This window comes from Pyxidicoccus sp. M15 (assembly GCF_056858435.1).
Window position 1 is genome coordinate 10571295 of record NZ_CM166495.1, and the last position, 24880, is coordinate 10596174.

Below are 24880 nucleotides of genomic sequence, written 5' to 3' on the forward strand. Positions count from 1 at the left end.
TTCGTTAATCCCCGGCCGTGCGATTCCAGCCCACCCAGCCCTTCGTCCCCGCGCCCGGACTGGCGAACGAGCATGCGCAGACCATCTACGCCTCGCTCGTGCGCCCCACCCATGCGCCCACGGCGCGCCGCGAGCGCCGCGAGCTGCCCGACGGGGACTTCGTCGACCTGGACACCTTCGACGGCCCGCGCGGCGCGCCGCACGTGGTGACGCTGCATGGCCTGGAGGGCTCGTCCCGCGCCGGCTACATCACCGCCATCCTCCGCGGCGCGGCCGAGCGCGGCTGGGGCGCCACCGCGCTCAACTTCCGCTCGTGCAGCGGCGAGCCCAACCGGCTGGCGCGCTCGTACCACTCGGGCGACATCCACGACGCGCTGCTGGTGCTGAACGAGGTGCGCGCGCGCGTCACCGGCCCCCTGTTCGCCGTGGGCTTCTCGCTGGGCGCCAACGTGTTGTGCCGGCTGCTGGAGGAGCAGGGCGAGGCTGCGCCCGTGGATGCCGCCGCCTCCATCAGCGCGCCGTACGATTTGGACGCCTGCTGCCGGAAGCTCGACGGCCCCGGCCCCTTCCACCGGCTGTACCGGGAGCGTTTCCTGCGCACGCTGAAGGGGAAGGCCCGGCAGAAGCTGCGGCGCTTTCCCGGCGCCTTCGACGGCCGGGCCATGGAGGCCGCGCGCTCCATCCGCGCCTTCGACGACGCCGTCACCGCTCCGCTGCACGGCTTCCGGGACGCGGCGCACTACTACGCCGAGGCGTCCTCCGGTCCCCGGCTCCACGCCATCCGCCGGCCCACGCTGCTCCTGAGCGCCGCGGACGACCCGATGCTGGAGTCGCCCGTCATTCCTCCCAGTGCCAGCGACAATCCGCTCCTGAGCGTGGTGCTCACCGGGCGCGGCGGCCACGTGGGCTTCGTCGCGGGACGCGCGCACCGCCCCAGCTTCTGGGCCGAGGCCCAGGTGCTGGAGTTCTTCGCCGCGCGCGTGCGCTAGCCGAAGGACAGCAGGAGTCCCAGCTTCGCCGTGGGCCGCGTGCTGCGCACCCCCCAGGGCCGGGCCTCCTCGGGCGCCAGCGCGCCACGGAAGGGCTCGTCCAGGTCCTCCATGCCGGGGCCATACAGCTCCATGACGCTGAAGCCGCCCCGGACGAAGAACGTCAGGCCTCCGGGCGCCTGCACCTCGAAGCCCAGCAGCGCGCTCGCGTACGTGTAGCCCACCCGCTCGAAGGAAGGACTGGGCAAAAGCGTCCTATCCGCCAGTCGCCGCTCCAGGCCACGCGCGTCCGCGGGCTGCGCATGGCCCAATTCGAGCGTCAGCGCCGGCGTCAGCCATCCGCGCAGGGGCAGCAGTGTGATTCCCGCCCGCGCGCCTGCTCGGATGCCGTTGTGCGTGGCGCCCAGGTGCAGCCGCACCTCGTGCCTGGGCCGGAAGGACACCGAGAGCCCCGCCCCCTCGGGGACGCCCGCGTCCAGCATCAGCCCGAAGGGCGCGAGCCGCTCCGGGTCCTGCACCCGCCCCTGCACCTCCGCCGGCGGATTCAGCCGCGCCGAGGGCGGCATGCCCGTCGCCAGCGCCACCCGCGCCGTCAACAACAACCCCAGCAATGTGAGCGCTGATACCGCCCCCATGAACCGCCTCCAACTTCCCACCGCCGCCGCCACCGTCCCGACCTGCCGCACCCTGGTGGCTCGCGCCTTCGCTGCCACCCGCCTCCGCCTCCACCGCACGGACCGGACGGACAGGCTCCGGCGGGAGTTGCCTCCCCACCGGAGCCGCCCACCCCATGTCCCCGCAGTGCCCGACCGTCCCGCCCCACCGACCCACTCCGACAGGACCGCTCGCCGGGAGGAGGTGTCTCCTCACCCGCGAACGTCGACCGCCCCCCACCCGCCGCCCGCCCATCCAAAGTGAGCCGGACTCCGTCAAGGCCCCCACCTCGACGGAGTCCGTCCCCTTCCCCGCCCCACCCATCCCCGTGCCACGAGCCCGCAGTCCTTCCCGAGCTCCGAAGCGCCGCTGCTCCCGCCGCCACTCCCCCTTGCCGGCCTGCTGCTCCGGCCCACCCCCGCGAGGCCTGCCTCCCCACTCCAGGCACCGCCTCGACTTCGCCCCTTCCCCCCGACCACCTGGCGCGCACGGCGTCCCCCCACGCCCCCCACTGCCCCGTCCGCCGTACCGCGCCGTTCCCAGCTGCCTGAAGCATTAGCATCAGCCGTGCCAGCCGCCGGAAGCCCCAAGAAGCCGCGTGATTTCAATGCGTTACGAAGGCTCTTCCTGTCAGGATGGGCGCGGTGCCAGAGGGAAACCGGAAAAAACTCCGGCCCTCGGGGGTGGCCGTCCTAACGTGCCGCGCGCCTGTTGAGGTGGAGGAGAACCGCTTTGCGCCTGCCGGTCGCCGCAGCCCTGCTCGCACTCGTCGCCTGCTCCCGAACGACGGAAGGCCCCACGCCTCGCATCCAGGGGGTCATCAACCCGCTCACCCGCAATGTCACGCCCCCGCGCGTGTGCAATGCCCAGGGAGGGGAGCAGGGCTGGCGGCTCGAGGTGGCGGGGGACGGCTTCGCCCCGGTGCCCGGGGACGTGCTCGCGGATGCGCCCATGGCGGCGCTGCCGGAGGTGACGCTGCGCGGTCCCACCACGCTCACGCTGCCCCGGGAGCACGTCTTCTACATCCGCCCGGAGCTGCTGCTGGTGGACGTGCCCACGCGGGACTCGACGCCGCCGGTGGATCTGCCCGCGGGCAGCTACACGCTGGAGGTGGGCAACCCGGTGGGCGGCAGCGCCTCGCTGGCGGACGCCCTGATTGTCGTGCCGCCGCCGACCCTCACCCGGGTGCTGCCTCCGCCGGATGGCTATTCGTTCTCCGGCTCGAGCCCCATCGTCATCGAGGGGACGGGCTTCCGGCTCGACACCTTCCCGTACATCGTCCTGGTCGCCGCCGACGGGTCTCGCCAGTCGCTGTTCGTCATCAACGTCGTGTCGCCCACGCGCATCGAGTCGGAGATTCCCCCCGGGACGCCCGAGGGCGTCTACGACCTGGTGCTCACCAACCCGGAGGGCTGTGACACCACGGTGCCTCGTGCGCTGGACATCACCTACGAGCGGCTGGGCACGCTCACCGTGGCGCCGCGCTCCGGAAGCGAGCTGAGCGACCAGGCCATCACCCTCACCAACATGCCCGCGGGCGATCAGCGCCCCTTCTCGGGGCCTCCGGACATCGTCCTCGTGGCGGCCCTGAAGACGAATCCGGCGGAGGTGGTGCGCATCCCGCTGCGCGACGTCACCTACGACGGGCCCGGCACCGTGAGGGCGGTGGTGCCCACCTGCTCCGGCCTCGACGCGCCGCCCATCACCGACCCACGGTGTCCCAGCGGCATCGTGCCCGGCGGGCCCTACGCCCTCGAGGTCGCGGACCCGGGAGGGGCCATCGGCGAGGTGCCGGCCGTCCAGGGCTTCACCGTCACCGCGGACGGGGCGGGACTGACGTCGGACCTCGGGGAGTGTGCCCTGGCTTCCCAGCCCTGCGGAGCGCCTGCACCATGAACGCCCTTGCCCTGCTCGCCGCGCTCACCACGCTCGCCGCCGCGGAGCCCTCCACGCCGCTCGCGGCCGAGGCGGACACCGCCCCTCGCGAGGGCAGCGTCCTGCTCGCCCCGAAGGTGGGCTTCTTCAAGAGCACCACGCCGCTGAGCGGCGACCTCTACCTGGCCGCGGAGGTGGGCTACATCACGCCGCTGCTGCAGCGGCGCCTCGCGGTGGTCCTGGAGGTGAACTACCACCGGCCGAAGCTGTCGGGCACGCTGACGGACCCGCAGCTGGGTGGCTTCGGCGCTCCGCCGCCGGATGGCACCTACTCGGTCGCCGTGCGCGAGGTGGCCTTCCTGCTGTCGGCCGTGTACCGCTTCGAGCACGCGCTCGGCACGCTCACGCCGTACGTGGGCGGAGGCCCCGGCCTCTACCTGCACCGCGCGACGGCGGACATCTTCGGCGCCGTGTCCTCGGAGAGCGACGGCGGCCTCGGCCTGCAGGCGCTGGCCGGGCTGGAGTTGCCGCTCGGTCCGGGCGGGCTCTTCGTGGAGGCGCACTACCACTTCGCCCCGGTGGACTTCGTCATCACGGGAGACGTCAACATGGGCGGCTTCCTCGCGAGCCTGGGCTACCGCCTGCGCCTCTGAGGCGTGGCGTTTCCGCTCAGAAGGTCCCCGCCATCCCACCCAGCAGGCCGCCGCCCTGGGTGGTGGCGACCAGGGGCGACACCCTCAGGCTCGCGGGCCGCTGCGCGAACCGCGAGGCGCCGCGCACCACGCGCCGGTGGGAGACCTCGTAGCCGATGACCGCGCCGACCGCCGCACCGATGGGGCCGGCGACCGCGAGGATGACGCCGCTCCCGAAGGCGATGGTGGGCATGGTGCCGATGACGCCCAGGCCCATCCCCATCGCCGCGCCCAGATAGGCCGCCCAGAGGCGCCCCTCGCCTCCGAGGAGGCTGCCGACGGCCCACGCCCCCACGGGCGCGGTGGCCGAGACGCTCAGCATGGTGACGAGGAAGGACGTGAGGATGCACATCCGCTCGGTGTCGCGGAAGCAGCGCGTGCCGACAAGCGCGTCCATCGCGACGGCGCTGCTCAACGTCAGGGCGCTCGCCCCCGCCAGGTCGAGGAGCGAGCGCACCAGTGGCACCGCCAGCGGCTCTGGCGTCAGGCGCGGCGAGGGGCCGGAAGCGGACGGCGAGGGGATGAGGCTCAGCGGCGAGGGGGCCTCCCGCGAGAAGTCCTCCCGTGGCGCGGAAGGCGCCGCTCGCGTGGAGTCGCTCAGCGGCGCTGAACGTTCTTCCCGCGAGGAGTCGCTCAGCGGCGCGGAATCCTTCTCCCGCGTGGAATCGCCCAGCGGCGTGGAAGGCTCCACGCGAAAGGCGTCGCCAGGCGGCGCGGAAGGCTCCTCCCACGTGGCGTCGCCCAGCGGCGCGGAAGGCTCCACGCGCGAAGAGTCGCCTGGGCCCGCGGAAGGCAGCTCCAGCGAGGAGGCGGCATCCTCTACGGAAGGAGAGGTGGCGCCATCGCGCACCTGCATCCGCTCGGGTGACGCGCCCTGGACGCCAGGAGCCGGGAACTCCCCGGCCGTGTCGGACGCGGCCGTCTGGCCCGGAAAGTCGGCGGGCTCGAACGGCGCTGAAGCGTCAGGCACGGGAGCCGGAGTGCCCTCCGGATACGCGCGCCACTCCCCTTCATCCGAAAGAGTCTCCGTCGCCTGAGCCCTCGCGGCCCCGGGAGCGAGCACGAGGAGCAGCAGGAGCGGCGCGAGGCGGACATCACGCATGTCGCCAGCGTAGCCGCGAGCAGGGCCCCGCGCCCATGCCCCTCCCGGGTGCGCCTGTCTGCGCGGGTCAGGCCTGTCCCACCGGGGTGCGCAGCACGCGGAGCAATTCCTGCGCGAGCACGTCGTGCATGGCCTGCTTCAGCGCACCGAGCAGGTGCTGGAGCGCCTCGGTCGTCTCTCCGTGGGCCTCGCGCACACGCTCGTGGCGGCCGTCGAAGATGCGCAGCCGCCCGGGCACCAACGCGATGACGGGCAGCGCGGGGTGACGCTTGCGCAGCAGTCCGAGGAACAGCGGGTGGTCCTCGTCCGGCCTGCGCAGGTCCACCACCACGAGCACCGGCGGCCCGGAGGCGATGGCGGCGAACGCATCATCCGTGTCGCCCGTCGCGGACACCGACAGCCCCGGCTCCTCGAGCATGCGCCGCAGCAGCTCCCGCGAGGGCGAGTGGGGGCTGACGATGAGGACGCGGCGCATCACCCGTTGAATCTAGCCCTTCCACACCGCGATGGCGGCCCCCGCGAAGGCGAGCGCCGAGCCCACCACCCGGGCGAGCGTGGCCGGGCGCCCTTCCACCATCGCATCCCACACGAGGCTGGTGAGGAGCTGCGCGGCCATCAGTAACAGCGCGGACTGCACCGCGCCCAGCCGGCCAATGGCCCACGGCATACCGATGACGATGAGCACACCGCACAGGCCCGGCAGCAGGTGCCACACGGTGAAGCCGTCGAAGAGGCGGCCGGAGCCACCGGGAGTGGCGGCCTCGGGCCAGAAGCCCGGCACCGAGCGCGCCACCATGTAGACGGCGAAGGTGGCCACCGTCGCCACCACCATGTTCATGAGGACGGCGCTCAGCAGCCCCCACTGGCCCGCGAAGCGACGGTTGAGACCGGCCTGGGCCACCACGGCCAGGCCGCACAGCAGGGGAACGAGCGAGATGAGACGCATGCCGCGCGCTGGGTACCGTGAACCCTCCCACCTCCGCAAGTCAGGACGACGGACGGAGGGGAACCGGGAGCTCAGGCGGTGGTCCTACTCTCCAGGTCTTTCTTGATGGTGGCGAAACGCGGGTTGCCGAGCTACTTCCCGTCAGGCGCATGGCCACCCCCACCGAGCTCCACTTCGATTGCGGCACCCTGGTGGCCCCGATGCTGCCGGACGACGCCCGCCTGCTTGCCCTGTTCCAGCGGGACTCGCGCACGGGGGTGTACCGCGCGCCCGCGTGGCACTACCGCGACGCGGTGCTGCGGCTGCGCGAGCTGGGACTGCCGTACGAGGACCGGGCGAAGCGCTTCGAGCCGCTGGAGCTGGAGCTGACCACCCCCATCACCCCCTTCCCCCACCAGCGCGCGGCGCTGGACGCATGGACGAAGGCGGGAGGCCGGGGCCTGGTGGAGCTGCCCACGGGCGCGGGCAAGACGCTGATGGCGGTGCTGGCCATCGCCCACGTGAAGCGGCCCACCCTGGTGGTGGTGCCCACGTTGGACTTGATGACGCAGTGGCAGGGGGTGCTGGCCCGCCACTTCTCCGTGCCGGTGGGACTGCTGGGCGGCGGGGTGAGTGACAGGCAGCCGCTGACGGTGACGACGTACGACTCGGCCACGTTGCAGACGGAGTTCCACGGCAACCGCTTCGGCCTCCTCATCTGCGACGAGTGCCACCACCTGCCGGCGCCCAGCTACCGCTTCGTGGCGGAGGGCTCGCTGGCGCCGTACCGGCTGGGGCTCACCGCGACGCTGGAGCGCACGGACGGCGGCGAGCGCGTGTGCGAGGAGTTGCTGGGCCCGCGCGTGCACCGCACGGACATCCGCGAGCTGCAGGGCGAGTACCTGGCCCCCTACGAGGTGAAGCGGGTGGAGGTGCCACTGCCGCCGGACGAGAAGGCGCGCTACGACGCGGCGCGGGCGCTCTACGTGGGCTTCGTGCGCAGGCTGGGCATGCAGCTCTCCGCGCCGGAAGGCTGGGCGCGCTTCCTGGCGCAGAGCCAGCGCAGCGACGAGGGCCGCGCCGCGTACCGGGCCTACCGCGAGCAGCGCCGCATCGCCCTGACGTCCAGCGCCAAGCAGGAGGTGCTGTGGCGCATCCTCCTGGAGCACCGCGAGGACCGCGTCATCGTCTTCACCGACGACAACGAGACTGTCTACACGCTGGCGCGGCGGCTGCTGCTTCCCGCGCTCACCCACCACACGCCCGTGCCGGAGCGCAAGGCGCTGCTGGCCGCCTTCGCGAGCGGCGAGCTGCCGGTGCTGCTCACCTCGCGCGTGCTGAATGAGGGCGTGGACGTGCCCGAAGCGCGCGTGGGCGTGGTGCTCAGCGGCAGTGGCAGCGTGCGCGAGCACGTGCAGCGCCTGGGACGCATCCTCCGCAAGCGCCCCGGGAAGCGGGCGATGCTGTACGAGGTGTGCTCGGCGCAGACGGCGGAGAGCGGCATCAGCGAGCGGCGGCGCCAGCACGACGCGTACCAGGAGGAGGCGTGAGGTGCTGACCCGGAGCCCGCCCATCCGCCGCGCCATCGAGCTCGCCCCCCGCCCGGCCCGCGTGCGGCGCGACGACACGACGCGGCTCGACCTTGCCCGGAAGGGTGGCGCGAGGTGCTGACCCGCGACCTGCTCACCTACCGCGTCCGCCAGGGCGTGCTGCGGCCCGCCTACGTGAAGCGCGACGACGAGGCGCTGCTGGCCTTCGCCCAGGAGCTGCTGGCCGAGGTGGAGGCCTCGCGCGGCGTGAGGCTGGACGACGTGGAGGAGTCCTTCGGGCTGAAGGCCGGCGCCTTCACGCGGCCGAAGGTGGCGCGCGGGCTGGTGAAGCTGCTGGTGGACCGGCTGTGCTTCGACGAGCCCTCCCCGGGCGTGGGCGAGGCGCGCTGGGAGCGGCTGAAGGCGGCGGCCGGGGTGCTGCGCACGCTGCCGCCGGACGCGACGGTGGAGGCCTACGAGGCGAGGCTCGCGCAGGTGCTGCCCGCGCCACTGCCCGAGGTGCGCGAGGCGCTGTATTCGGACCTGCCGGGAAACCGGCGGCTGGTGGGCTGGGACGGCGAGCCCCTCACCGCGCAGGCCCTGGTGGACCGCTACAACCTGGCGCTGGCGCAGGGCCCGCTGCTGACGGCGCGGCGCCTCACGCTGCGGGCGCTCGCGCCGGAGCTGCTGCGGGTGCGCAAGGTACTCCGGTGGCTGAAGTTCTGCCGGCTGGTGGCCGAGGTGCGGCACGTCGGCGAGGACTGGTCGCTGGAGGTGGAGGGCCCCGGGGCGATGCTGGCCCTGCAGAAGAAGTACGGCCTGCAGCTGGCGTCCTTCCTGTCGGTGGTGCCGGTGCTGGGGCGCTGGGAGCTGACGGCCACGGTGGAGACGGCGCGCAAGCAGGCCACGCTGGCGCTCAGTGACAAGGACCCGCTGGTGTCGCCGCTGCCGGCCGCGCTGGGCCACGTGCCCGCGGAGGTGGCGTCACTGGCGGAGGGCTTCCAGGACGAGGCCTGGGAGCTGGACCTCACGCCGCTGCCCCGGCACATGGGCGCCTCGGGGCTGTGCGTGCCGGATTTGACCTTCCGCCACCGCGAGTCCCGGCGCGAGGTGGCGCTGGAGCTGTTCCACGCCTGGCACGCGGGGCCGCTGGCGCGGAGGCTCGCGGAGCTGCGCTCACGCCCGGACGGCGGGCTGCTGCTGGGCGTGGACCGGGCGCTGGCGAAGGCGGCGGAGGAGCGCGAGGCGCTGGAGGCCCACCCGCAGGTGGTGCTCTTCAACGGCTTCCCCTCGGTGAAGAAGCTGCGCGAGCGGCTCTCGAAGTTGGGAGCGGAGGCGTCCGGGCGATGAGCGGGTCAGCTGCCCTTCGGTTTGAACTGCGCGGCGAGCACGCTGAGGATGCGGATGGCGGTGCGGTCCAGCTGGCGGGCGCGTCGCATGAGGCGGCGCAGCTCGGCGGATTCGCCGTAGTCGTTCGGGGGCTCCGCGGCCCACTTCACCTCCTGCGACGGCTTGAGGCCCAGCGCCTCGTCCGCGGAGATGGAGAGCACCACGCACAGCCGGCGGAAGGTCTGGATGCTGGGCAGCATGTGGCCGCGCTCCAGTCGCCCATAGACTTCGCTCGCGATGCCGATGCGCTCCGCGACGTCCGCCTGGGTCAGGTTGAGGCGGGTCCTGGCGAGGCGCGCGGCTCCTCCAAGGCGGGATGCGAGGGTCTTTTCCATGGGTCGTTAACCTACCGGGTCCGCCTATGTCGATATGACTTGAGAGGTTGGCATCCAAGAACTTCCTGGGTAGTCTTGTCGGCTGGTGACCCCGTGCATCACACCCACCTCACGGGTCCTGCGCAGTGGACGCGAAGACCATGTTGACCTTCCTGTTCGTGGACGAAGACCCGCGCTCGCTCGCGGCACTGCGGCGTCTGGTGAGGGACTTGCCGGGCTGCAAGCGCTTCGCGCGCGGCGTGGCGGAGGCGCTCGCGCTCGTGCGGGAGGAGCCTCCCGCGGTGGTGGTGAGCAGCGAGCTGTTGCCGGATGGTGACGGGCTGGGCCTGCTGGAGCAGGTGCGCGCGCGCTACCCGCGCACGGCCTGCGCGCTGCTCGCGGCGCTGCCGCCCCGGACGCTGCGCACGCTCGGCATCACCTGGATGGACCGCGCCGCGCCGCCGTCAGAGGTGCATGCCCTGCTGCGCGCGCTGGGGGCGGGGGTGGCCGGCAGTCCGGCGTGAGACGTCCGCTGGAACGCGGAGGACCCTGCACGTCAGGCGGCCTACCGAGACAGTGGGACTGCGTCCTTCTCAGCTCTCGCTGGAGCCCGACTCAATGAGCCGGCCGAAAGGCGCGCAGCACTCCATCCGGCGCGGTTCCAAGGTGGCCCACCTCACCCCGTCCGTCCGGTTCCTCCGCCCTGTTCTTCTCCCGGGGTGCCCATCCGGGCATCCTCGATGACCACGTAGTCCTGCTCGCGGAGGACGCGGCAGGTGGGGCCGGCCCGCACCGCATCGAGGGCCTCCGGCAGCACCTCGGGACGCGCCGCGAGGAAGTACGGCACGGCACCATCCGTGAGGATTCGCTCCAGCACGCCGGACACCTCGTAGAGCGTGGGCGTGCCCAGGTCCGGGTCGCACTCGAGCTGGCAGAACGACGCCTCCAGCGCGCGGCCCATGGACAGGAAGAGCCGTCTCGCGCGGGCCCAGGCCGCGGGGTGCTCCTTCTGAAGGTCGAACAGCTCCGTGGGCTCGTAGAGGGCCACGGTCGTCAAGTCCCTCCGGTGGTAGTTCCAGAGCAGGAGCGACATGGAACAGTGGAGCGGCCCGACGGCATACCGGAAGTGGATGGCCACCCCCTGCCAGTCCTCCGCCTGCGAAAGCGCCTCCTCCACGCCGTGGCACGGCGCCGTGCGTCCCGTCCAGACGTGCATCTGGAGCCGGGCCGCGAGCGCCAGCTCCTCGCAGTCCTCGTCGGACGGCAGGACTTCCTCCGACTGGAAGACGGGCGCCAGACGCGCCATGACGTCGGACCGCGTCAGCGGCAGGGCGGGAAAACGAACGTAGTAGTCCTTCACTTCACGGCTCCCCTTTCCGGGCTCGCGGGATGATGACCCAATCCGGCGGCAACCCGAAGGACACGCCGGGGACGACGGACGCCCGGGGCACGCGGTAAGGTCCCTCCCTCGCGCCATGAAGCTCTACGCCATCAGTGATTTGCACCTGCGCCACCCCGACAACAAGCAGGCCCTCCAGTCCATCCCCGCGCATCCGGAGGACTGGCTCATCGTCGCCGGCGACGTGGGGGAGACGCTGGCGGAGATGGAGTTGATGCTGCGCACCCTCACCGAGCGCTTCCGGCAGGTGCTCTGGGTGCCGGGCAACCACGAGCTGTGGACGATGCCGTCGGAGCAGCCGCCCCTGCGCGGCGAGGCGCGCTACCAGCGGCTGGTGGCGCTGTGCCGCAGCTACGGCGCGCTCACGCCGGAGGACCCCTACCCGCGCTGGCCCGGCGAGGGGCCGCCCCGCGTCCTGGTGCCCATGTTCCTGGGCTACGACTACTCCTTCCGCCCGGACCACGTGCCGGCGGAGAAGGCGCTGGAGTGGGCGTGGGAGGAGGACCTGATGTGCACGGACGAGGTGCTCCTGCACCCGGAGCCCTACCTCAGCCGGTCCGCCTGGTGCGCCGCGCGCGTGGAGTCCACCCTGGCGCGCCTGCAGGCGCTGCCCGCGGACTGCTCCACGGTGCTCATCAACCACTACCCGCTGCGCTACGAGCACGTGCGGCTGCCACGCATCCCCCGCTTCTCCATCTGGTGCGGCACCAAGCGCACGGAGGACTGGCACACGCGCTTCCGCGCAGAGGTGGTCGTTTCCGGGCACCTCCACATGCCCGCCACGCTGTGGCGGGACGGCGTGCGCTTCGAGGAGGTCTCGCTCGGCTACCCCATGCAGTGGAGGCACCGGGGCGGCGGCAGCCTGGAGCGCTTCATGCGGGAAATCCTCCCCGGCCCGGCCGTCCGGCCGCTCTGAAGCAACCCCTTCCCGCCAAAAAGTCGAAGCCCCGGGTGCCCGCCTGAGCGGACGACCCGGGGCCTCAACGGCGCGGCTTTCGCCGCGCCGTCACTTCGGACTTCTGACTACTGGAGGAACGAGGCGATGAAGGCGATGTCCTCGTAGCCGCCCTTCGCGCCGAAGACCTCGATGTAGTACTTGCCCGCCGGCACGTTCAGGAGGTTGCACGTCTCGGACATGTGCTCCTTCACGCTGCGGCAGTCGTAGTCGGACTTCGTCGGGGCCGAGCCGAGCTTCACGTACACGTCGGGGTTGCCGTAGCCCTCACCCGTCGACACGTACAGGCTGTTCTTGCCGCTGCCCGGACGACGCTCCGGCACGTTGATGGTGAACACCGTGGACGAGCCCGCCGCGCCGCTGAAGTACTTGTACGGCACGCCGCTGTCGACGGGGATGTAGCCACCCTTCCAGGTCACCTTCAGCGAGGTGTTGGCGTAGGTGCTGAAGCCGCGCAGCATCACGTACCAGGTGCCGTGCGCAGGAGCCGCGAAGGCGCAGGTCTCCTCGTTGCCCGAGCGGTACGGACGGCAGTCGTACGAGGTGGTCGTCGGCGCGTTGTTGTAGCGAACGTACAGGTCCGCGTCACCCGTGCCACCCGACAGCGTGAAGGTCAGGTCGTACGCACCCTCGGGGATGGTCACCGAGTAGTACTTCAGCGAGCCGCTGGAGCCGGAGATGCCCGTGATCGGCACGTCCTTCTCGAGCGGGTTGGTCGGCGGAGGAGGAACCGGCACGCCGACGCCGACGGCCTTCCACGCGTTGCTCACCGAGGCGATGGTCGCCGCGTCGTAGCCCAGCTGCGCCGCCGCCTGCTCCGTCGCCGTCTTCGCGGCCTCGAAGTTGGAGGAGGGCAGGAGCAGGTCCCTGTTGGCCCTGTAGAAGATCTGGCCGGCCTTCTCGATGCCGATGCCGGCAACGGCCTGCGTCGTCTTGCCACGCGGGTGCGTGCCACCCTGCGACAGCAGGTAGAACGCCAGGTTGGAGATGCCGGAGCTGTAGTGCACGTCCACGCCGGAGTAGTAGTCCGGGTAGTAGTCCAGCGAGTCCCCGTCCAGCACGGGGTCGTTCATGTAGCGGAGCGCGTCGTTCGGGATGCTCGGCGTCCAGACGTCGTCGCCCACCAGCCAGTGGCGGGGAGACACATCACCGGAGCCGTCGCCGTACCACTCGCAGACCGCGCCGAAGATGTCCGACATGGACTCGTTCAGACCACCGGACTCACCCGAGTAGGTGAGGTCCGACTCGTGCTCCGTCACGGCGTGCGTCAGCTCGTGCGCCGTCACGTCCAGCGAGTTGGCCAGGTTGGACGCGTTCACGCCGTCGCCATCGCCGTACACCATCTGGGTGCCGTTCCAGAAGGCGTTCACGTAGTTGTTGCTGTAGTGCACCGAGCTGATGAGCACCCCGCCCGCGTTGTCGAGCGAGTCGCGGCCGAACAGCGTGCTGTAGCAGTTGTAGACGGTGCCCAGGTGGTCGTAGTTGGTGTTGACCACCGCGTCGGCCACGGGAGCCTGGCCCTCGGTGCGCGCCACCGGACCGGGCAGCGAGGTGCCGTGGTTGAGGTTGTGCAGGCGGCGGTTGAGCGCGTGCTTGATGGTCGGGATGCGAACCTGCACGTCGCCGCTCTTCGCGTCGACCAGCAGGATGTCGCGCACGGGGGTGCCGTCCGCCTTCATGCCCGTCTGCTCGAGCTTGTACATCAGGCGCAGCTCGTCGCCGTCACGCCAGTACACCAGCTCCGTCTCGGGGTGGGTGACGAAGCCCTCGAGGGCCTCGCGGTCCGAGGCGGCCGAGGCCACCGCGGCCTCGCCGGGGATGGTGGCCTTGACGTCCGCCTTCAGGTCGCTGCGAACGTTGGTGTTCGCCGCGATGACCTGACCGGCACGCACGTGCAGGCGGAACTCACCGCCGAACACGGGGATGTCGTTGTGACGCACGGCGTACCGGAAGTGGCTGTCGCCCTGCGGATCCGTGTAGCCCTTGGTGAAGACCAGGTTGGCCGGGGCCAGGTGGAACATCGGGGCCAGGGCCTCGACCACCGGGGCCAGCGCCTCGCGCTGCAGGGACGCCGCGCCCGCCGCCGGGATCTCCGGCACCGCGCCCAGGTTGCCCTTGATGAACGTGGCCACACCGGCCCCGTCCTTCGACACTACGCTCTGCCCATTCTCCAGCGCCGCCGTGCTGGCAGCCTCCGCGGGCTTGTTGGCCTCGGGAGCAGGGGTGGACTCGTTGCAGCCGACAACAAAGGAAAACGCCGCGATTCCGAGTGCTCCGCGCACTCTCTTGCTCTGCACCATGTAATCCTCCTAAGCGGAAAGATTAGGAAGCATGGTCGCACGGAGGTGACGGGGATTTCAAGGTTGCGCGATTATTTCACGCTATCACCAATTCTCAGAAATCAAGCTTTGTCATGGAAACTTAAAAGTTCCATGGGCTTAGAAGGACCCGGCCGAGTCCGCGAAGACTGCGGCAGAACGTGACGGGTCACATCGAGATTGGCGCTTTTCCTCGAAAAAAGCTGTGGCCAGAAAAACACTGGCAGGGTCCGCGCGCGAAGTCAGCCCCGGAAAACGCGCCCAGGCCACGTCGACGGGGTGCCGTGAGGCACCCGCATCGCGCGGCCGGGACGGGAGCTGTCGGGGAGGAAGGTGACGTCCGAGTGGGGTAGCCGTGTGTTTTCAGGCTCGCGCTCTACCACTGAGCTATCTCCCGGCAGCAGTCGGGAGAGCCGGATTCGAACCGGCGACAACAAGCACCCAGGGCGTGTAGGGCCACTCCGGCCGGACGTCGAAACGTGAGAGGTATTGAAGCGCCCGAGGGGTGAAGCCATCGGGTGAAGCTCGAGTATGAATCGAGTGCCTTTACCATTTGGCTATTCCGCCATTTGGTGGCGGAAGTTGGATTCGAACCAACAGTGAGTGCGTGTAGGGCCTCACCGGCCAGGCGCTTCAAAGAGGTGGCTCGGTGTCGGGCGGTGCCGCCGTCGACCTTGCCTGCGAGGAGAAGGACGCGCGCCGCGCACGGGCCCTGACGCGGGGCCTTTATTTTCCGCGAATCCTCCCGCGCCACGTCCCGGTGGGGCCGCTACGCTAGGGCCCACCCTGGAGGTAGACAGACAATGCGCGCACTGCAACTGCAGCGGCTGGACGGACCGGACGGACTCCAGCTCGTGGAAATCCCAGAGCCCGAGTCGGATGACCTGGTGCTCATCGACGTGGCGGCGGCGGGCGTGAGCTTCCCGGACCTGCTGCTCACGCGCGGGCAGTACCAGATGAAGCCCGCGCTGCCCTTCGTGCCGGGCGTGGAGGTGGCGGGCGTGGTGCGCAGCGCGCCGGCGCGCTCGGCGGTGAAGCCGGGGCAGCGGGTGATGGCGTTCAGCTTCGGGCTGGGCGGCTTCGCGGAAGTGGCGGCGATACAGCCGGAGATGGTGTTCCCCATCCCCGCGCGCTGGAGCTTCGAGGCGGCGGCGGGCGTGGTGATGAACTACCACACGGCCCACTTCGCGCTGCACCGGCGCGGCCGGGTGAAGTCGGGCGACGTGGTGCTGGTGCACGGCGCGGCGGGCGGCGTGGGGACGGCGGCGGTGCAGGTGGCCCGTGGCGCGGGCGCGCGCGTGCTCGCCGTCGTGAGCGACGAGCGCAAGGCCGAGGTCGCGAGGAAGGCCGGGGCGCACGAGGTGCTGCTGTCCACCGGGGACTGGGTGGCCCAGGTGCGCGAGAAGACGGGCGGCATGGGCGCCAACGTGGTGCTGGACCCCGTGGGCGGCGACATCTTCGACAAGAGCCTCAAGTGCCTGGCGCCCGAGGGCCGGCTGCTGGTGGTGGGCTTCGCGGGTGGCCGCATCCCCGAGGTGCAGGTGAACCGGCTGCTCCTGCGCAACATCGACGTGGTGGGCGTGGCCTGGGGCGGCTTCCTCCTGCATGAGCCGTCGCTGACGCCCACCATCGCCAAGGACCTGGAGGCGATGGCGGACCAGGGCGTGCTGGAGCCGGTGGTGGGCAGCGTCTTCCCCCTGGAGCAGGGAGCGCAGGCGCTGCGCGAGCTGGAGGCCCGGAAGGCGACGGGCAAGGTCGTGCTGCGCATGCGGTGAGCCCCGCGTCGGCGCCCGGGTGTCCGCCGGGCATGCGTCCAGGCGCGAGCGCCCGCTCCCCCGCTGCCGTCCTCCAGGGCGGGCAGCACCTTGGGGCAGGAGGTGACAGCACCATGGCGGAAAACCCCATCGACAAGCAGCACCAGCGGGAGCGGGAACAGGAGCGGGAGCGGCTGCGCGAGGAGGAGCGGAAGGACCTGGACGTGGAGTCCCGCCGGGGCCCCCGCCCGCTGGAGGGTTATGCCGGAGGGCACACCACGTGGACGGGCTCGCAGGACGACGAGGCCGCCGCCCGCGTGCATGCCCGCGACGCCGACGAGTCCTGGGAGGCCAGCGAGCGCCAGGCCCGGCTGGAGCCGGAGCCCGAGTCCCGCAGCCCCGACGAGGACGAGGAGGCCCGCAGGCGCGGCGAGGAGCCCGTGTCCCAGCGGGAGTAACCCGCGGCGTTCGGAAGAGCGGAGCTACCACGGCGTGGGGACGCCAACGTCCCGCGCCCTGCGTCCCTCCCTCCTCCCGCGGCGGTAGGGCGAGGCACCGGCACGGCGGGCTGTTAACGTCCCGCGCCGTGCCCCGTTCCTCCCTGCCTCCCACCGCGACGCTGCACCCGGACGAAGCGCGGCGCTACCTCGTCGGTCAGCTCGGGCTGGCCCGGCCTGCGCTGCCCCCGGGCGCGCGCGGCGTACGTGCCCTGCTGAAGGCGCTGCGCTGCATCCAGTTGGACCCGCTCGACGTCATCGGCACCAACGCGGACCTCGTGGCGCTGGCGCGCGTGGACGGCCTCGTCCGCGGCGACGTGTACCGCCACCTGATGCCGGGCCACGCCTTCGAGCACTTCGCCAAGGAGCGCTGCATCTTGCCCGCCAGCGCCTTCCCCTACTACCGCGAGCGCGCCGTCCAGGCGCCCTGGTGGCGGCTGGAGGAGCGGCTCAAGCGCGTGCCGGAGACGGTGCTCGACGCGGTGCTGAAGGAAGTGGAGGAGTTGGGCCCTGCCTCCGCGAAGACGCTGACGGACCACGGGCCCGTGGTGCCGCTGGACTGGAGCGGATGGAAGGGCACCGGCCGCGCCACCGCCATGGCCCTGGAGGTGCTGTGGACGCGCTGCCAGGTGGTGGTGTGCGGGCGCGCTCCGGGCGGCAAGGTGTACGACGTGCCCCGCCGCGCCCTGCCCCGCCTCGCGGACGCCCCGGTGGATGACACCTTCGAGCGCTGGGCCCTCGTGGAGCGCGTGGAGGCCGCGGGCCTGCTCAGCCGCGTCAGCGGGCCGCACTGGTCCACGCTGACCGACGTGCGCACCTCGCCCCTGCCGGACACGCTGGTGAAGGAGGGCGTGCTGGAGGAGGTGACGGTGCCGGGCTCGCCGCGGCGGTACCTGGCGCCCAGGGGCTTTCGCGCACGCGACTTCCCGGAGCCGGACGAGCGGATGCGCATCCTCGGGCCGCTGGACCCGGTGCTGTGGGACCGCGGGCTGGTGAGCCTGGCGTTCGGCTTCGACTACGTGTGGGAGGTCTACAAGCCCGCGGCGCAGCGGCAGTGGGGTTGGTACGTGTGCCCGCTGCTGCACCGGGGCGCGCTGGTGGGCCGGCTGGAGGCACGCGTGCGCGAGGACACGCTGCACGTGGACAACCTCTGGCGCGAGAAGGGCGTGAAGCTGGACGACGCGGCGCTCGACGCGGCGCTCGCGCGCCATGCGGTGGCGTGCGGCGTGGAGCGCGTCCGCCGCCCCCGGGCCCGCGTCGCCTCCTGAGGGGCCAGGGCTCAGCCCGGCTCGGGCAGCTCGCGCTCCAGCGTCTCGGCGGCATGGGCGTCCCGCGACACGCCGAAGCGCTGGCGCGAGCAGGCCAGCAACTGCCCCGCGTAGACGGTGTCGTCCAGCGCCGCCTGGAAGAGGCCCCGCTCCGCGAAGGCGCGCGCCCGCTCGTCCACCAGCCGGGCGAAGATGCGCGCCTGCTCCGCGTGCGCGAACAGGCGGACCACGGAGCGCGCGTCGAAGCACACCAGCGTATCGAACTCCATGCCGAGCGACAGCGTGCACGCCTCGCGGATGCCCTGGAGACACTCGTCCCAGGAAGCCTCCGCTCTCGCACGAGCGATGTCCGGAGCCAGGCGGCCGAGCTCACGCACGGCGTTCAGCGTGAAGACGTAGCGCAAGACGGGCATGCGGATGGGAACTACACCCCAGTCCCGGAGATTCATCCAGCCCCAGGCGCTCGGCCTGCAATCTTCCCGGCCGACTTCATGGACCGCACTCCGTGGGGCGCGCGCCAGCCTTGTCGGCATGCACCTGCCGCGTGTCGCGATATTCGTGCTGCCCCCGTCGCTCGCTGCACAGGCCTCCGAGTACCGGGGGGGCCCCGGACAGCCGGACACCTGACACCTCCATCGGCGCGGTGCCGCCAGCTGACGTGCGCGCCTGCCGGGACGCATCGTCCGCATGACGACAACTCGTCGTGCGGGCGGCGTCCCCAGGGAGCGCGGTGATAATCTCGGGGCACCGATACGCTCCATGCGCACCGACTCCTTCCCGACATGAAAGACCTCGACGCCATCCTCCGGGCCCGGCAGCGCGCCCAGGGTCCCCTGGTGCTGGCCACCGTCGTCGCCGTGTCCGGCTCGTCGTACCGCAAGCCCGGTGCTCGCATGCTGATGGGCGAGGACGGGTGGCTGGCCGGTGGCGTGAGCGGCGGATGCCTGGAGGCCGACATCGTCCGCAAGGCCTTCTTCTGGACGAGCACCGGCCCCCGCCTGCTGCGCTACGACTCCACCGGCGACAACGCCGAGGAAGAGGGCAGCCTGTCCTTCGCGCTCGGGTGCAACGGCGTGGTGGACGTGCTGCTGGAGCGCTTCGAGCCCGGCCCCGGGGAGGCGCTCGCCTTCGCCGCCGAGGCCCGGCTCTCGGGACGGCGCGCGGTGGTGGCCACGGTGTACCGGGGCCCCGCCAACGCCGTGGGCTCGCGACTGCTGGTGCGCGCGGACGGCACGGAGGCGGGAGACCTTTCCGGAGCGCTGCGCGAGGCCGTGCGCGAGGCGGCGCGCGAGGCGCTGGAGGCGGGAAGGACGTGGAGCGGCCCGTGCGGAGGCGCGGACGTGCTGGTGGAGGTGGTGGACCCGCCGCATCCGCTGGTGCTCTTTGGCAGCGGCTTCGACGTGGCGCCCGTGGTGACGCAGGCCGCGAGCCTGGGCTGGCAGGTCACCGTCGTCGCGGACCGGCCCTCGGAGACGTTGCGGCGCAGGTTTCCCCTGGCGCACGCGGTGGTGTCGGCGAAGGCCCGTGACGCGGTCGACGCGTTGACCTTGTCGCCGCGCACGCTCGCGGTGCTGATGACGCACAGCCTGCCCCAGGACCGAGAGCTGCTGCCGCGCCTGCTGCCCCGGGAGCTGCGCTACCTGGGCGTGCTGGGGCCCCGCTCGCGCACGGAGCGGTTGCTCGCGGAGCTGTCCCCCGCGCCCACGTCCGCGCAGCTGGAGAAGCTGCACGCGCCGGTGGGGCTGGACCTGGGCGCGGAGGGCGCGGAGGAGATTGCCCTGTCCATCGTCGCGGAGCTCCAGGCGGTGGTGGCGGACCGCGACGGCGGCAAGCTGCGCGAGCGTCAGGCGCCCATCCATTCGGCGGCGGCGCCTCCAGCGCGGAAGCTCGCGTGACGGTGGGCGCGGTGTTGCTCGCGGCCGGAGGCTCGTCGCGACTGGGGCGTCCGAAGCAGCTCGTCGTCCATCAAGGGAAGACGCTGGTGCGCCGGGCCGCGGATGCGGCCATCGCGGCGGAGTGTGGCCCCGTGGTGGTGGTGCTCGGCGCGCACCATGAGGCCGTGGCCGCCGAGCTGCTCGGGCTGCCGGTGCACGTCGTCGCGCATGCCGACTGGGCCGCGGGGCCCGGCGGCTCACTCGTCGCGGGAGTGCGCGCGCTCACCCGGATGCGCGAGGCCCCGTCCGTGGACGCCGTGCTCGTCCTGCTCTGCGACCAGCTCCGCGTGGACACCGCGCACCTGAAGGCCCTCGTGGAGAGGTGGCGGAACACGGGCGCGTCCGTGGTGGCGTCCACCTACGACGGCGTCCGGGGCGTGCCCGCGCTGTTCTCCCGCGCCGTGTTCCCGGAACTGGAGGCGCTCCGCCCCGAGCAGGGCGCGCGCGGGGTGATTGCCCGCGAGCCCTCGCGCGTGGCGGAGGTTCCCCTCCCCGGCGGAAACGAGGACGTGGACACCGAGGCGGACCTCGCACGGTTGAAGTGAGCCGCGCTTTATTCTCCAGACCCGCGCGCCTCGCGGGCCAGTGACTGCCCAGCGAGCGGACTGCCGACGCGTCCTCGTTCACCTGTTGCCGCACGGCGTTGACGTCCCAGTCTTGCCGAGGACCGCGAGCCTCCGTGCGCCGCGGGCCCCACGTGACACCGACAAAACACCGGACCGCACACGTCACCGTCACGTGACACGCATCCGCACGCTCGAAGGAGATGCACGCCATGGCGTACAGGGACTACGAGAACCGTCGCTTCCTCGGAGACGACCGGGACCGCTGGGGAGCCCGGGAGCGGGACTTCGACGATGGCTACCGGAGCAGCGACCCGGGGCCAAGGCAGGAGCGTGGCCCGTGGCAGGGCGGGCAGGGATACATGGGTAGCGGCTTCGGCCGCGGCTCCGAGGACTACGGCCGGGGCACCCGCGAGGACACCTCTCGCTACAACCGCGACTACAACACTCGTGACTACAACCGGGACTACAACACCCGGGAATACGACCGGGACTACAACACGGGTTACAACTACAACCCTGGCGTCAACTTCCAGGGGAATCAGGGTGGCTACGGCCGCTCGCAGGGCTACGGCGGGAACGACTGGAATGCCCGCCCGGGGTACGGGCAGTACAGCGTGCCGGGCACCTTCGGCGGCGGCTGGTCCGAGCGCGACGTCGGCTACGACCGGGGCCAGGACCGCGGCTTCGGCACCTACGTGGCGCGAGACAGGACCGACGGGCTCAACTTCCGCCGTGACGTCGACGAGCGTGGCCCCTTCGAGCGGCTCGGCGACAAGTTCCGCGAGGGCGTGCGCAAGCTGGGCAAGGGCCCCAAGGCGTACACGCGCTCGGATGACCGCGTCCGCGAGGACATCTACGACCGGCTCATGCACGGGTGGGTGAACGCCGAGGACGTGGAGGTGCAGGTGAAGGCCGGCGAAGTCACGCTGACCGGCTTCGTCGATGAGCGCCGCGACAAGCGCGTCATCGAGGACATCGTCGAGGAGGTCCTCGGCGTGAAGGACGTCCACAACCAGCTCAAGGTCAGCCGCCCCGAGCAGCTCGGCGCGACGACGACCGGGACACCGGGCACCACGCCCACCCGGGTCGCCCGCTCCTAGCGCGCGAGTCCACGGCGGCTCCCCGCACCGGGCGCGCGGGAGCCGCCTTCCCATTGCTCCGGAGGCGACCTCCGGTGTTCGTCTCCCTGGCGGCCCCGGGCCACGGCCGCATAGGGTGGCGACATGGAGAGTCGCGCCACGCTGGTGTTCACCGACGGTGCATGTTCCGGCAACCCCGGCCCCGGCGGCTGGGGCGTCATCATCGTCACGCCCGACGGCCAGGTGACGGAGCTGGGAGGCCACGAGGCGGAGACCACCAACAACCGGATGGAGCTGACCGGCGTGGGCAAGGCGCTGCGCCACCTGGAGCGCACGCCCGGGCCGCTGCACATCCTCACGGACTCCACCTACGTCATCCAGGGCATCACCAAGTGGGCCTTCGGCTGGAGCAAGCGCGGGTGGAAGACCGCCGACGGCGGTGACGTGGCCAATGCCGCCTACTGGAAGCGGCTCATGGCCCTGCTCGCCGAGCGCAAGCAGACCTTCTCCGGTCAGGACGCCGTCGTGGAGTGGAAGTACGTCCGCGGCCACGCGGGCGTGCCCGGCAACGAGCGCGTGGACGAGATTGCCGTCGCCTACTCCAAGCGCAAGAGCCCCCTGCTCTACTCCGGCCCGCTGCAGGGGTACGGCATCGCGGTGACGGACCTCCCCGACGACATGTCCGTCCCCGAGAAGAAGCCCGGTGAGCGCTCGAGTTCCGCCAAGGCGTACTCGTACCTGAGCGAGGTGGGCCGCGCCGTGAAGCGCCACGCCACCTGGGCCGCGTGCGAGCGCCGCGTGAAGGGCGTGCCGGGCGCCCGCTTCAAGAAGACGCGCAGCGCCCAGGATGAGGCCCAGGTGCTGGAGGAGTGGGGCGTGAAGCCCCAGGACGTCCAGGCGGAGGACTGAGCGGGCCTTCGCTACTGCTTCAGCGGGAAGTAGCCCACCTTCGTGACGATGGCCTGCCCCTCGGGCGAGAGCGCGAAGTCGATGAGGGCCTTCGCCGTGCCCGCGGGCTCGCCACGCGTGTAGAAGAAGAGGTCGCGACTGAGCGGATACCTGCCGCTCTGGATGTTCGCCTCCGTCGGCGCCACCTCGTCGTTGCCGACCTTCACCGACAGCTCCCGGATGCCCTTGCCGTAGGCCGCGCCTCCGAAGCCGATGCCGTACTTCTCCTTGGAAATCGCATTCACCACGGCGGCGGTGCCCGGCAGCGTCAGCGCCGCGGAGGTGAAGTCGTTGCCGTCGAGCACCTCGTCCTTCACGAAGACATACGTGCCCGACGAGTTCTCACGCGAGTAGACGGCGATGCGCGCGTCCGGGCCGCCCACCTCCTTCCAGTTCTTCAAGTCTCCCAGGTAGATGGCCTGGAGCTGGTCGATGCTGAGCGCCCGCACCGGGTTGGACTCGTGCACGTAGAAGGTGACGCCGTCCCTCGCCACCGGCGTGCCCTTCGCCGCCACCTTGTGGCGCGCCTGCACCTGCTGGGCCTCGGCCGGCTTGATGGAGCGGCTGGACATCGCAATCTCGGTGGTGCCGTTGAGCAGCGCCGCGATGCCCGTTCCGGAGCCGCCCCCCGTCACCTGGATGCGCAGCTCCGGGCGCGCCTTCATGAAGGCCTCGGCCCACTGCTGGCCGAGGATGACCATGGTGTCGCTGCCCTTGATGGTGAGCGCGTTGCCCTCCGCCGCCGGCACGCCCGCGTCCTGCTTCGCGCTCCCAGCTCCCCCCTTGCAGCCGGTGACGAACGCGAGCAGCACGCAGGTGAGGAGGGACGCGAGGACGTTCTTCATGGTGGGCTCCGGGTGGGTGGGAGGCACGTCTCGAAGCAGGTGAGCGCGGCGACCATCCCACGCCTCCGCATGGGCGGGACTGCCTCCGGGCTCGGGGCTCCGGCTTCCGTTCTGTCCGCGACGCCGCGCTTCAGGCGAGCGGCGGCAGGTGCGCCAGCAGTCGCTCCAGGTCGGGCTGCAGCTCGTCCGGAGTGGCGCTGGCCAGCTCGTCCGGCGAGTGGGTGCCCCACGTCACGGCGTAGGTGCGCAGGCCCGCCGCCTGTCCCGCGTGCAAGTCCAGCGTGGTGTCCCCACCATCCACAGCCCGCCGGTGCCCAGGGCCGCGAGGGCCCGGTGGAGCACGTCCGGCGCCGGCTTGTGCGGGAAGCCGTCCGTGCCCTGCACGTGGTGCAGCAGCCCGCCCAGCCCCAGCGCGTCCACGAAGCGCCGCGCCATGTCGCTGCGCTTGGTGGTGGCCACGGACAGCAGGTAGCCCCGCTCGCGCAGGGTGCGCAGCACCTGCTCCACGCCGGGGAAGGTGCGGGAGCGGTTGAGGAAGTTGCGCGGGTAGTGCTCGCGGTAGGCGGCGCACAGGGCGGGCACGTGCTCGGGCTCGAACCGCGCGTACATCACGTCCAGCGGCTGACCGATGAGGGCTCGCACCTCCGCGTACGCGGGCGCCGGCAGCCCCAGGTGCGCGAAGCCATGGAGGAAGCTGTCGATGATGTCCGGCAGCGAGTCCACCAGCGTGCCGTCGAGGTCGAAGAGGATTCCGCGGGAGTCAGCAGGGCTCACGCACCGTTCCATACGCCGTCCGCGCCTCCCATGCACGGGGTTGTAGGCCCTCCACCGATACGTTCTCCCGCACCGGGCGTTCTCCTGCCCGGCTGGGACGCAGCACCCCATGCGCCCGTCCCGGAACGAGAGGAGCAGCGATGCGGCGAGGCACGCAGCGGACGGCTCGGGAGACAGGCGACGGATATTGGGTGGCTCCCGAGGTGCCCGGACTGGAGCTGCACCAGGCGGCGTACACCCAGTGGACCTTCCCGAAGCACTCCCACGACGTCTTCTCCCTCGTCGCCTATGACGCGGGCGCCCACGCGCTGCACCTGCAAGGGCAGCACGTCGTGGCCTCGGCGGGCAGCCTGATGGCCATTGCCCCCGGGGAGATGCACGAGGGCCGCGCGGCGGACTCGAGCATCGGCTGGGCGTACCGCATCCTCTACGTCCCCGCCGCGCTGCTCACCCGCGCGGCCGAGGAGGCCGGAGCCCCGGCGGGGAGCCTGCCCGGCTTCGCCGCCCCCGTGTTCCAGGACCCGGAGCTGCTGGCGTCCTTCACCCGCACCTTCGACGCCTTGAAGGACGGCGCGGTGGCGGCGCTGGAGCGCGAGGAGCACCTGCTCGGGCTGCTGGTGGTCCTGCTGCGCCGCCACGCGGGGCTGACGCGCGGGGCGCGGCGCGCTCCGGCGTGTCCTCCGGGCGTGCGGCGGGCGCGGGAGCTGCTGGAGGCGGACCCCACTCGCAACGTCACCCTCGAGGAACTGGCACGCGTCGCCGGGCTCAGCCCCTGGCACCTGGTGCGCGCCTTCCACCGCCAGCTCGGGCAGACGCCGCAGGTGTACCAGCGTGCCCTGCGCCTGCGCCGGGCGCAGGAGCTGCTGGCCGGCCCTCTGCCCATGGCCGAGGTGGCGCTCGCGTGCGGCTTCACGGACCAGAGCCACCTCATCAAACACTTCGGCCGCACGCTGGGCGTGACGCCGGGAGCCTACCGGGCCGCGGCGCTCGCGGGGCGTGGACAGCGCAAGCGCGTACAATACGGGTCCGCCCCACCTCTCTAACTTGGAACCCTCACTTCAGGAGGGTCCACAC

The 24880-nt window shown here is 71.7% G+C and carries 26 protein-coding genes and 1 tRNA gene; 15 read left to right on the forward strand and 12 right to left on the reverse strand.

Annotation, left to right across the window (positions count from 1 at the left end; translation table 11 throughout):
• Window positions 1-17: 17 nt before the first annotated feature.
• Window positions 18-989, forward strand: a complete 972-nt coding sequence (locus ACX9TP_RS39085) for a hydrolase (protein WP_482975760.1) — start codon at window positions 18-20, stop codon at window positions 987-989.
• Here the strand turns inward: ACX9TP_RS39085 and ACX9TP_RS39090 are convergent.
• A complete protein-coding gene (locus ACX9TP_RS39090; protein ID WP_482975761.1) occupies window positions 986-1624 on the reverse strand; it encodes a hypothetical protein in 639 nt (212 codons plus the stop codon). The two genes, ACX9TP_RS39085 and ACX9TP_RS39090, sit on opposite strands and share 4 nt — an antisense overlap.
• A 751-nt stretch (window positions 1625-2375) precedes the next feature.
• Here ACX9TP_RS39090 and ACX9TP_RS39095 point away from each other — a divergent pair.
• Together ACX9TP_RS39095 and ACX9TP_RS39100 are read left to right on the forward strand one after the other, a co-directional pair.
• Window positions 2376-3539, forward strand: coding sequence for a hypothetical protein (locus ACX9TP_RS39095; protein ID WP_482975762.1), 1164 nt, complete (start codon window positions 2376-2378; stop codon window positions 3537-3539).
• Window positions 3536-4171: an outer membrane protein gene (locus ACX9TP_RS39100; RefSeq protein ID WP_482975763.1), complete on the forward strand. Its 636-nt coding sequence runs from the start codon at window positions 3536-3538 to the stop codon at window positions 4169-4171. Before ACX9TP_RS39095 ends, ACX9TP_RS39100 begins: the two co-directional genes overlap by 4 nt.
• A 16-nt stretch (window positions 4172-4187) precedes the next feature.
• On the opposite strand, the gene ACX9TP_RS39105 is transcribed toward ACX9TP_RS39100, so the two are convergent.
• The 3 genes from ACX9TP_RS39105 to ACX9TP_RS39115 all read right to left on the reverse strand — a co-directional run bounded on the left by ACX9TP_RS39105 (window position 4188) and on the right by ACX9TP_RS39115 (window position 6258).
• Complete coding sequence (locus ACX9TP_RS39105; RefSeq protein WP_482975764.1) at window positions 4188-5180, reverse strand: hypothetical protein; 993 nt, start codon at window positions 5178-5180, stop codon at window positions 4188-4190.
• A gap of 199 nt (window positions 5181-5379) precedes the next feature.
• Window positions 5380-5787, reverse strand: a complete 408-nt coding sequence (locus ACX9TP_RS39110; RefSeq protein ID WP_482975765.1) for a response regulator — start codon at window positions 5785-5787, stop codon at window positions 5380-5382.
• Window positions 5788-5799: 12 nt separating this feature from the next.
• Window positions 5800-6258: a DMT family transporter gene (locus ACX9TP_RS39115; RefSeq protein WP_482975766.1), complete on the reverse strand. Its 459-nt coding sequence runs from the start codon at window positions 6256-6258 to the stop codon at window positions 5800-5802.
• Between the two features lie 149 nt (window positions 6259-6407).
• On the opposite strand from ACX9TP_RS39115, the gene ACX9TP_RS39120 reads away from it, so the two are divergent.
• Both ACX9TP_RS39120 and ACX9TP_RS39125 read left to right on the forward strand, forming a co-directional pair.
• Window positions 6408-7787, forward strand: a complete 1380-nt coding sequence (locus ACX9TP_RS39120; RefSeq protein ID WP_482975767.1) for a DEAD/DEAH box helicase — start codon at window positions 6408-6410, stop codon at window positions 7785-7787.
• 114 nt (window positions 7788-7901) lie between these two features.
• Window positions 7902-9116 (forward strand): DUF790 family protein, encoded by a 1215-nt coding sequence (locus ACX9TP_RS39125; RefSeq protein WP_482975768.1) that lies wholly within the window; start codon window positions 7902-7904, stop codon window positions 9114-9116.
• 5 nt (window positions 9117-9121) lie between these two features.
• Here the strand turns inward: ACX9TP_RS39125 and ACX9TP_RS39130 are convergent, their stop codons facing one another.
• Window positions 9122-9490 (reverse strand): helix-turn-helix transcriptional regulator, encoded by a 369-nt coding sequence (locus ACX9TP_RS39130; RefSeq protein WP_482975769.1) that lies wholly within the window; start codon window positions 9488-9490, stop codon window positions 9122-9124.
• Window positions 9491-9630: 140 nt separating this feature from the next.
• On the opposite strand from ACX9TP_RS39130, the gene ACX9TP_RS39135 reads away from it, so the two are divergent.
• The gene (locus tag ACX9TP_RS39135; RefSeq protein WP_482975770.1) at window positions 9631-9993 is read left to right on the forward strand and encodes a response regulator; all 363 of its coding nucleotides are present in this window, start codon (window positions 9631-9633) and stop codon (window positions 9991-9993) included.
• Between the two features lie 152 nt (window positions 9994-10145).
• Here the strand turns inward: ACX9TP_RS39135 and ACX9TP_RS39140 are convergent, their stop codons facing one another.
• Window positions 10146-10829: a hypothetical protein gene (locus ACX9TP_RS39140; protein ID WP_482975771.1), complete on the reverse strand. Its 684-nt coding sequence runs from the start codon at window positions 10827-10829 to the stop codon at window positions 10146-10148.
• Window positions 10830-10944: 115 nt separating this feature from the next.
• Here ACX9TP_RS39140 and ACX9TP_RS39145 point away from each other — a divergent pair, with 115 nt between their 5' ends.
• A complete protein-coding gene (locus ACX9TP_RS39145) occupies window positions 10945-11784 on the forward strand; it encodes a metallophosphoesterase family protein (protein ID WP_482975772.1) in 840 nt (279 codons plus the stop codon).
• Window positions 11785-11891: 107 nt separating this feature from the next.
• Here the strand turns inward: ACX9TP_RS39145 and ACX9TP_RS39150 are convergent, their stop codons facing one another.
• Both ACX9TP_RS39150 and ACX9TP_RS39155 read right to left on the reverse strand, forming a co-directional pair.
• Window positions 11892-14123 (reverse strand): M4 family metallopeptidase, encoded by a 2232-nt coding sequence (locus ACX9TP_RS39150; protein WP_482975773.1) that lies wholly within the window; start codon window positions 14121-14123, stop codon window positions 11892-11894.
• Between the two features lie 422 nt (window positions 14124-14545).
• Window positions 14546-14706: transfer RNA gene (locus ACX9TP_RS39155), tRNA-Met, on the reverse strand.
• A gap of 238 nt (window positions 14707-14944) precedes the next feature.
• On the opposite strand from ACX9TP_RS39155, the gene ACX9TP_RS39160 reads away from it, so the two are divergent.
• The 3 genes from ACX9TP_RS39160 to ACX9TP_RS39170 all read left to right on the forward strand — a co-directional run bounded on the left by ACX9TP_RS39160 (window position 14945) and on the right by ACX9TP_RS39170 (window position 17660).
• On the forward strand, window positions 14945-15916 hold the full coding sequence (locus tag ACX9TP_RS39160; RefSeq protein ID WP_482975774.1) for an NADPH:quinone oxidoreductase family protein: 972 nt from the start codon (window positions 14945-14947) through the stop codon (window positions 15914-15916).
• A 113-nt stretch (window positions 15917-16029) separates the two neighbouring features.
• Window positions 16030-16353, forward strand: coding sequence for a hypothetical protein (locus tag ACX9TP_RS39165; RefSeq protein WP_482975775.1), 324 nt, complete (start codon window positions 16030-16032; stop codon window positions 16351-16353).
• Window positions 16354-16481: 128 nt separating this feature from the next.
• Window positions 16482-17660, forward strand: coding sequence for a DNA glycosylase AlkZ-like family protein (locus ACX9TP_RS39170; protein ID WP_482975776.1), 1179 nt, complete (start codon window positions 16482-16484; stop codon window positions 17658-17660).
• Between the two features lie 11 nt (window positions 17661-17671).
• On the opposite strand, the gene ACX9TP_RS39175 is transcribed toward ACX9TP_RS39170, so the two are convergent.
• A complete protein-coding gene (locus ACX9TP_RS39175) occupies window positions 17672-18073 on the reverse strand; it encodes a hypothetical protein (RefSeq protein WP_482975777.1) in 402 nt (133 codons plus the stop codon).
• A 369-nt stretch (window positions 18074-18442) separates the two neighbouring features.
• On the opposite strand from ACX9TP_RS39175, the gene ACX9TP_RS39180 reads away from it, so the two are divergent.
• From ACX9TP_RS39180 to ACX9TP_RS39195, 4 genes are all read left to right on the forward strand, one after another.
• Window positions 18443-19555 carry an XdhC family protein gene (locus ACX9TP_RS39180; protein WP_482975778.1) on the forward strand — a complete coding sequence of 371 codons (1113 nt, stop codon included), beginning with the start codon at window positions 18443-18445 and terminating at the stop codon, window positions 19553-19555.
• Window positions 19552-20139: a nucleotidyltransferase family protein gene (locus ACX9TP_RS39185; RefSeq protein ID WP_482975779.1), complete on the forward strand. Its 588-nt coding sequence runs from the start codon at window positions 19552-19554 to the stop codon at window positions 20137-20139. The genes ACX9TP_RS39180 and ACX9TP_RS39185 overlap by 4 nt, the downstream gene beginning before the upstream one ends.
• A gap of 230 nt (window positions 20140-20369) precedes the next feature.
• Window positions 20370-21260, forward strand: a complete 891-nt coding sequence (locus ACX9TP_RS39190; RefSeq protein ID WP_482975780.1) for a BON domain-containing protein — start codon at window positions 20370-20372, stop codon at window positions 21258-21260.
• A 123-nt stretch (window positions 21261-21383) separates the two neighbouring features.
• Window positions 21384-22148, forward strand: coding sequence for an RNase H family protein (locus ACX9TP_RS39195; RefSeq protein WP_482975781.1), 765 nt, complete (start codon window positions 21384-21386; stop codon window positions 22146-22148).
• A gap of 11 nt (window positions 22149-22159) precedes the next feature.
• Here the strand turns inward: ACX9TP_RS39195 and ACX9TP_RS39200 are convergent, their stop codons facing one another.
• From ACX9TP_RS39200 to ACX9TP_RS39210, 3 genes are all read right to left on the reverse strand, one after another.
• Entirely contained in the window at window positions 22160-23032 is an 873-nt protein-coding gene (locus ACX9TP_RS39200) for a phosphate ABC transporter substrate-binding protein (RefSeq protein WP_482975782.1), read from the reverse strand.
• A gap of 130 nt (window positions 23033-23162) precedes the next feature.
• On the reverse strand, window positions 23163-23306 hold the full coding sequence (locus tag ACX9TP_RS39205) for an HAD family hydrolase (RefSeq protein ID WP_482975783.1): 144 nt from the start codon (window positions 23304-23306) through the stop codon (window positions 23163-23165).
• Window positions 23264-23806, reverse strand: coding sequence for an HAD family hydrolase (locus tag ACX9TP_RS39210; protein WP_482975784.1), 543 nt, complete (start codon window positions 23804-23806; stop codon window positions 23264-23266). Before ACX9TP_RS39210 ends, ACX9TP_RS39205 begins: the two co-directional genes overlap by 43 nt.
• 191 nt (window positions 23807-23997) lie before the next feature.
• Between ACX9TP_RS39210 and ACX9TP_RS39215 the strand changes: the two genes are divergently transcribed.
• Entirely contained in the window at window positions 23998-24849 is an 852-nt protein-coding gene (locus tag ACX9TP_RS39215) for a helix-turn-helix domain-containing protein (RefSeq protein ID WP_482975785.1), read from the forward strand.
• Window positions 24850-24880 lie beyond the last annotated feature (31 nt).

Excerpts from the sequence above, each read along its gene's own strand:
- ACX9TP_RS39090 (WP_482975761.1), bottom strand. The coding sequence starts at position 1,624 with ATGGGGGCGGTATCAGCGCTCACATTGCTGGGGTTGTTGTTGACGGCG.
- ACX9TP_RS39100 (WP_482975763.1), top strand. The coding sequence starts at position 3,536 with ATGAACGCCCTTGCCCTGCTCGCCGCGCTCACCACGCTCGCCGCCGCG.
- ACX9TP_RS39110 (WP_482975765.1), bottom strand. The coding sequence starts at position 5,787 with ATGCGCCGCGTCCTCATCGTCAGCCCCCACTCGCCCTCGCGGGAGCTG.
- ACX9TP_RS39115 (WP_482975766.1), bottom strand. The coding sequence starts at position 6,258 with ATGCGTCTCATCTCGCTCGTTCCCCTGCTGTGCGGCCTGGCCGTGGTG.
- ACX9TP_RS39120 (WP_482975767.1), top strand. The coding sequence starts at position 6,408 with ATGGCCACCCCCACCGAGCTCCACTTCGATTGCGGCACCCTGGTGGCC.
- ACX9TP_RS39130 (WP_482975769.1), bottom strand. The coding sequence starts at position 9,490 with ATGGAAAAGACCCTCGCATCCCGCCTTGGAGGAGCCGCGCGCCTCGCC.
- ACX9TP_RS39135 (WP_482975770.1), top strand. The coding sequence starts at position 9,631 with ATGTTGACCTTCCTGTTCGTGGACGAAGACCCGCGCTCGCTCGCGGCA.
- ACX9TP_RS39145 (WP_482975772.1), top strand. The coding sequence starts at position 10,945 with ATGAAGCTCTACGCCATCAGTGATTTGCACCTGCGCCACCCCGACAAC.
- ACX9TP_RS39150 (WP_482975773.1), bottom strand. The coding sequence starts at position 14,123 with ATGGTGCAGAGCAAGAGAGTGCGCGGAGCACTCGGAATCGCGGCGTTT.
- ACX9TP_RS39160 (WP_482975774.1), top strand. The coding sequence starts at position 14,945 with ATGCGCGCACTGCAACTGCAGCGGCTGGACGGACCGGACGGACTCCAG.
- ACX9TP_RS39165 (WP_482975775.1), top strand. The coding sequence starts at position 16,030 with ATGGCGGAAAACCCCATCGACAAGCAGCACCAGCGGGAGCGGGAACAG.
- ACX9TP_RS39175 (WP_482975777.1), bottom strand. The coding sequence starts at position 18,073 with ATGCCCGTCTTGCGCTACGTCTTCACGCTGAACGCCGTGCGTGAGCTC.
- ACX9TP_RS39180 (WP_482975778.1), top strand. The coding sequence starts at position 18,443 with ATGAAAGACCTCGACGCCATCCTCCGGGCCCGGCAGCGCGCCCAGGGT.
- ACX9TP_RS39190 (WP_482975780.1), top strand. The coding sequence starts at position 20,370 with ATGGCGTACAGGGACTACGAGAACCGTCGCTTCCTCGGAGACGACCGG.
- ACX9TP_RS39195 (WP_482975781.1), top strand. The coding sequence starts at position 21,384 with ATGGAGAGTCGCGCCACGCTGGTGTTCACCGACGGTGCATGTTCCGGC.
- ACX9TP_RS39200 (WP_482975782.1), bottom strand. The coding sequence starts at position 23,032 with ATGAAGAACGTCCTCGCGTCCCTCCTCACCTGCGTGCTGCTCGCGTTC.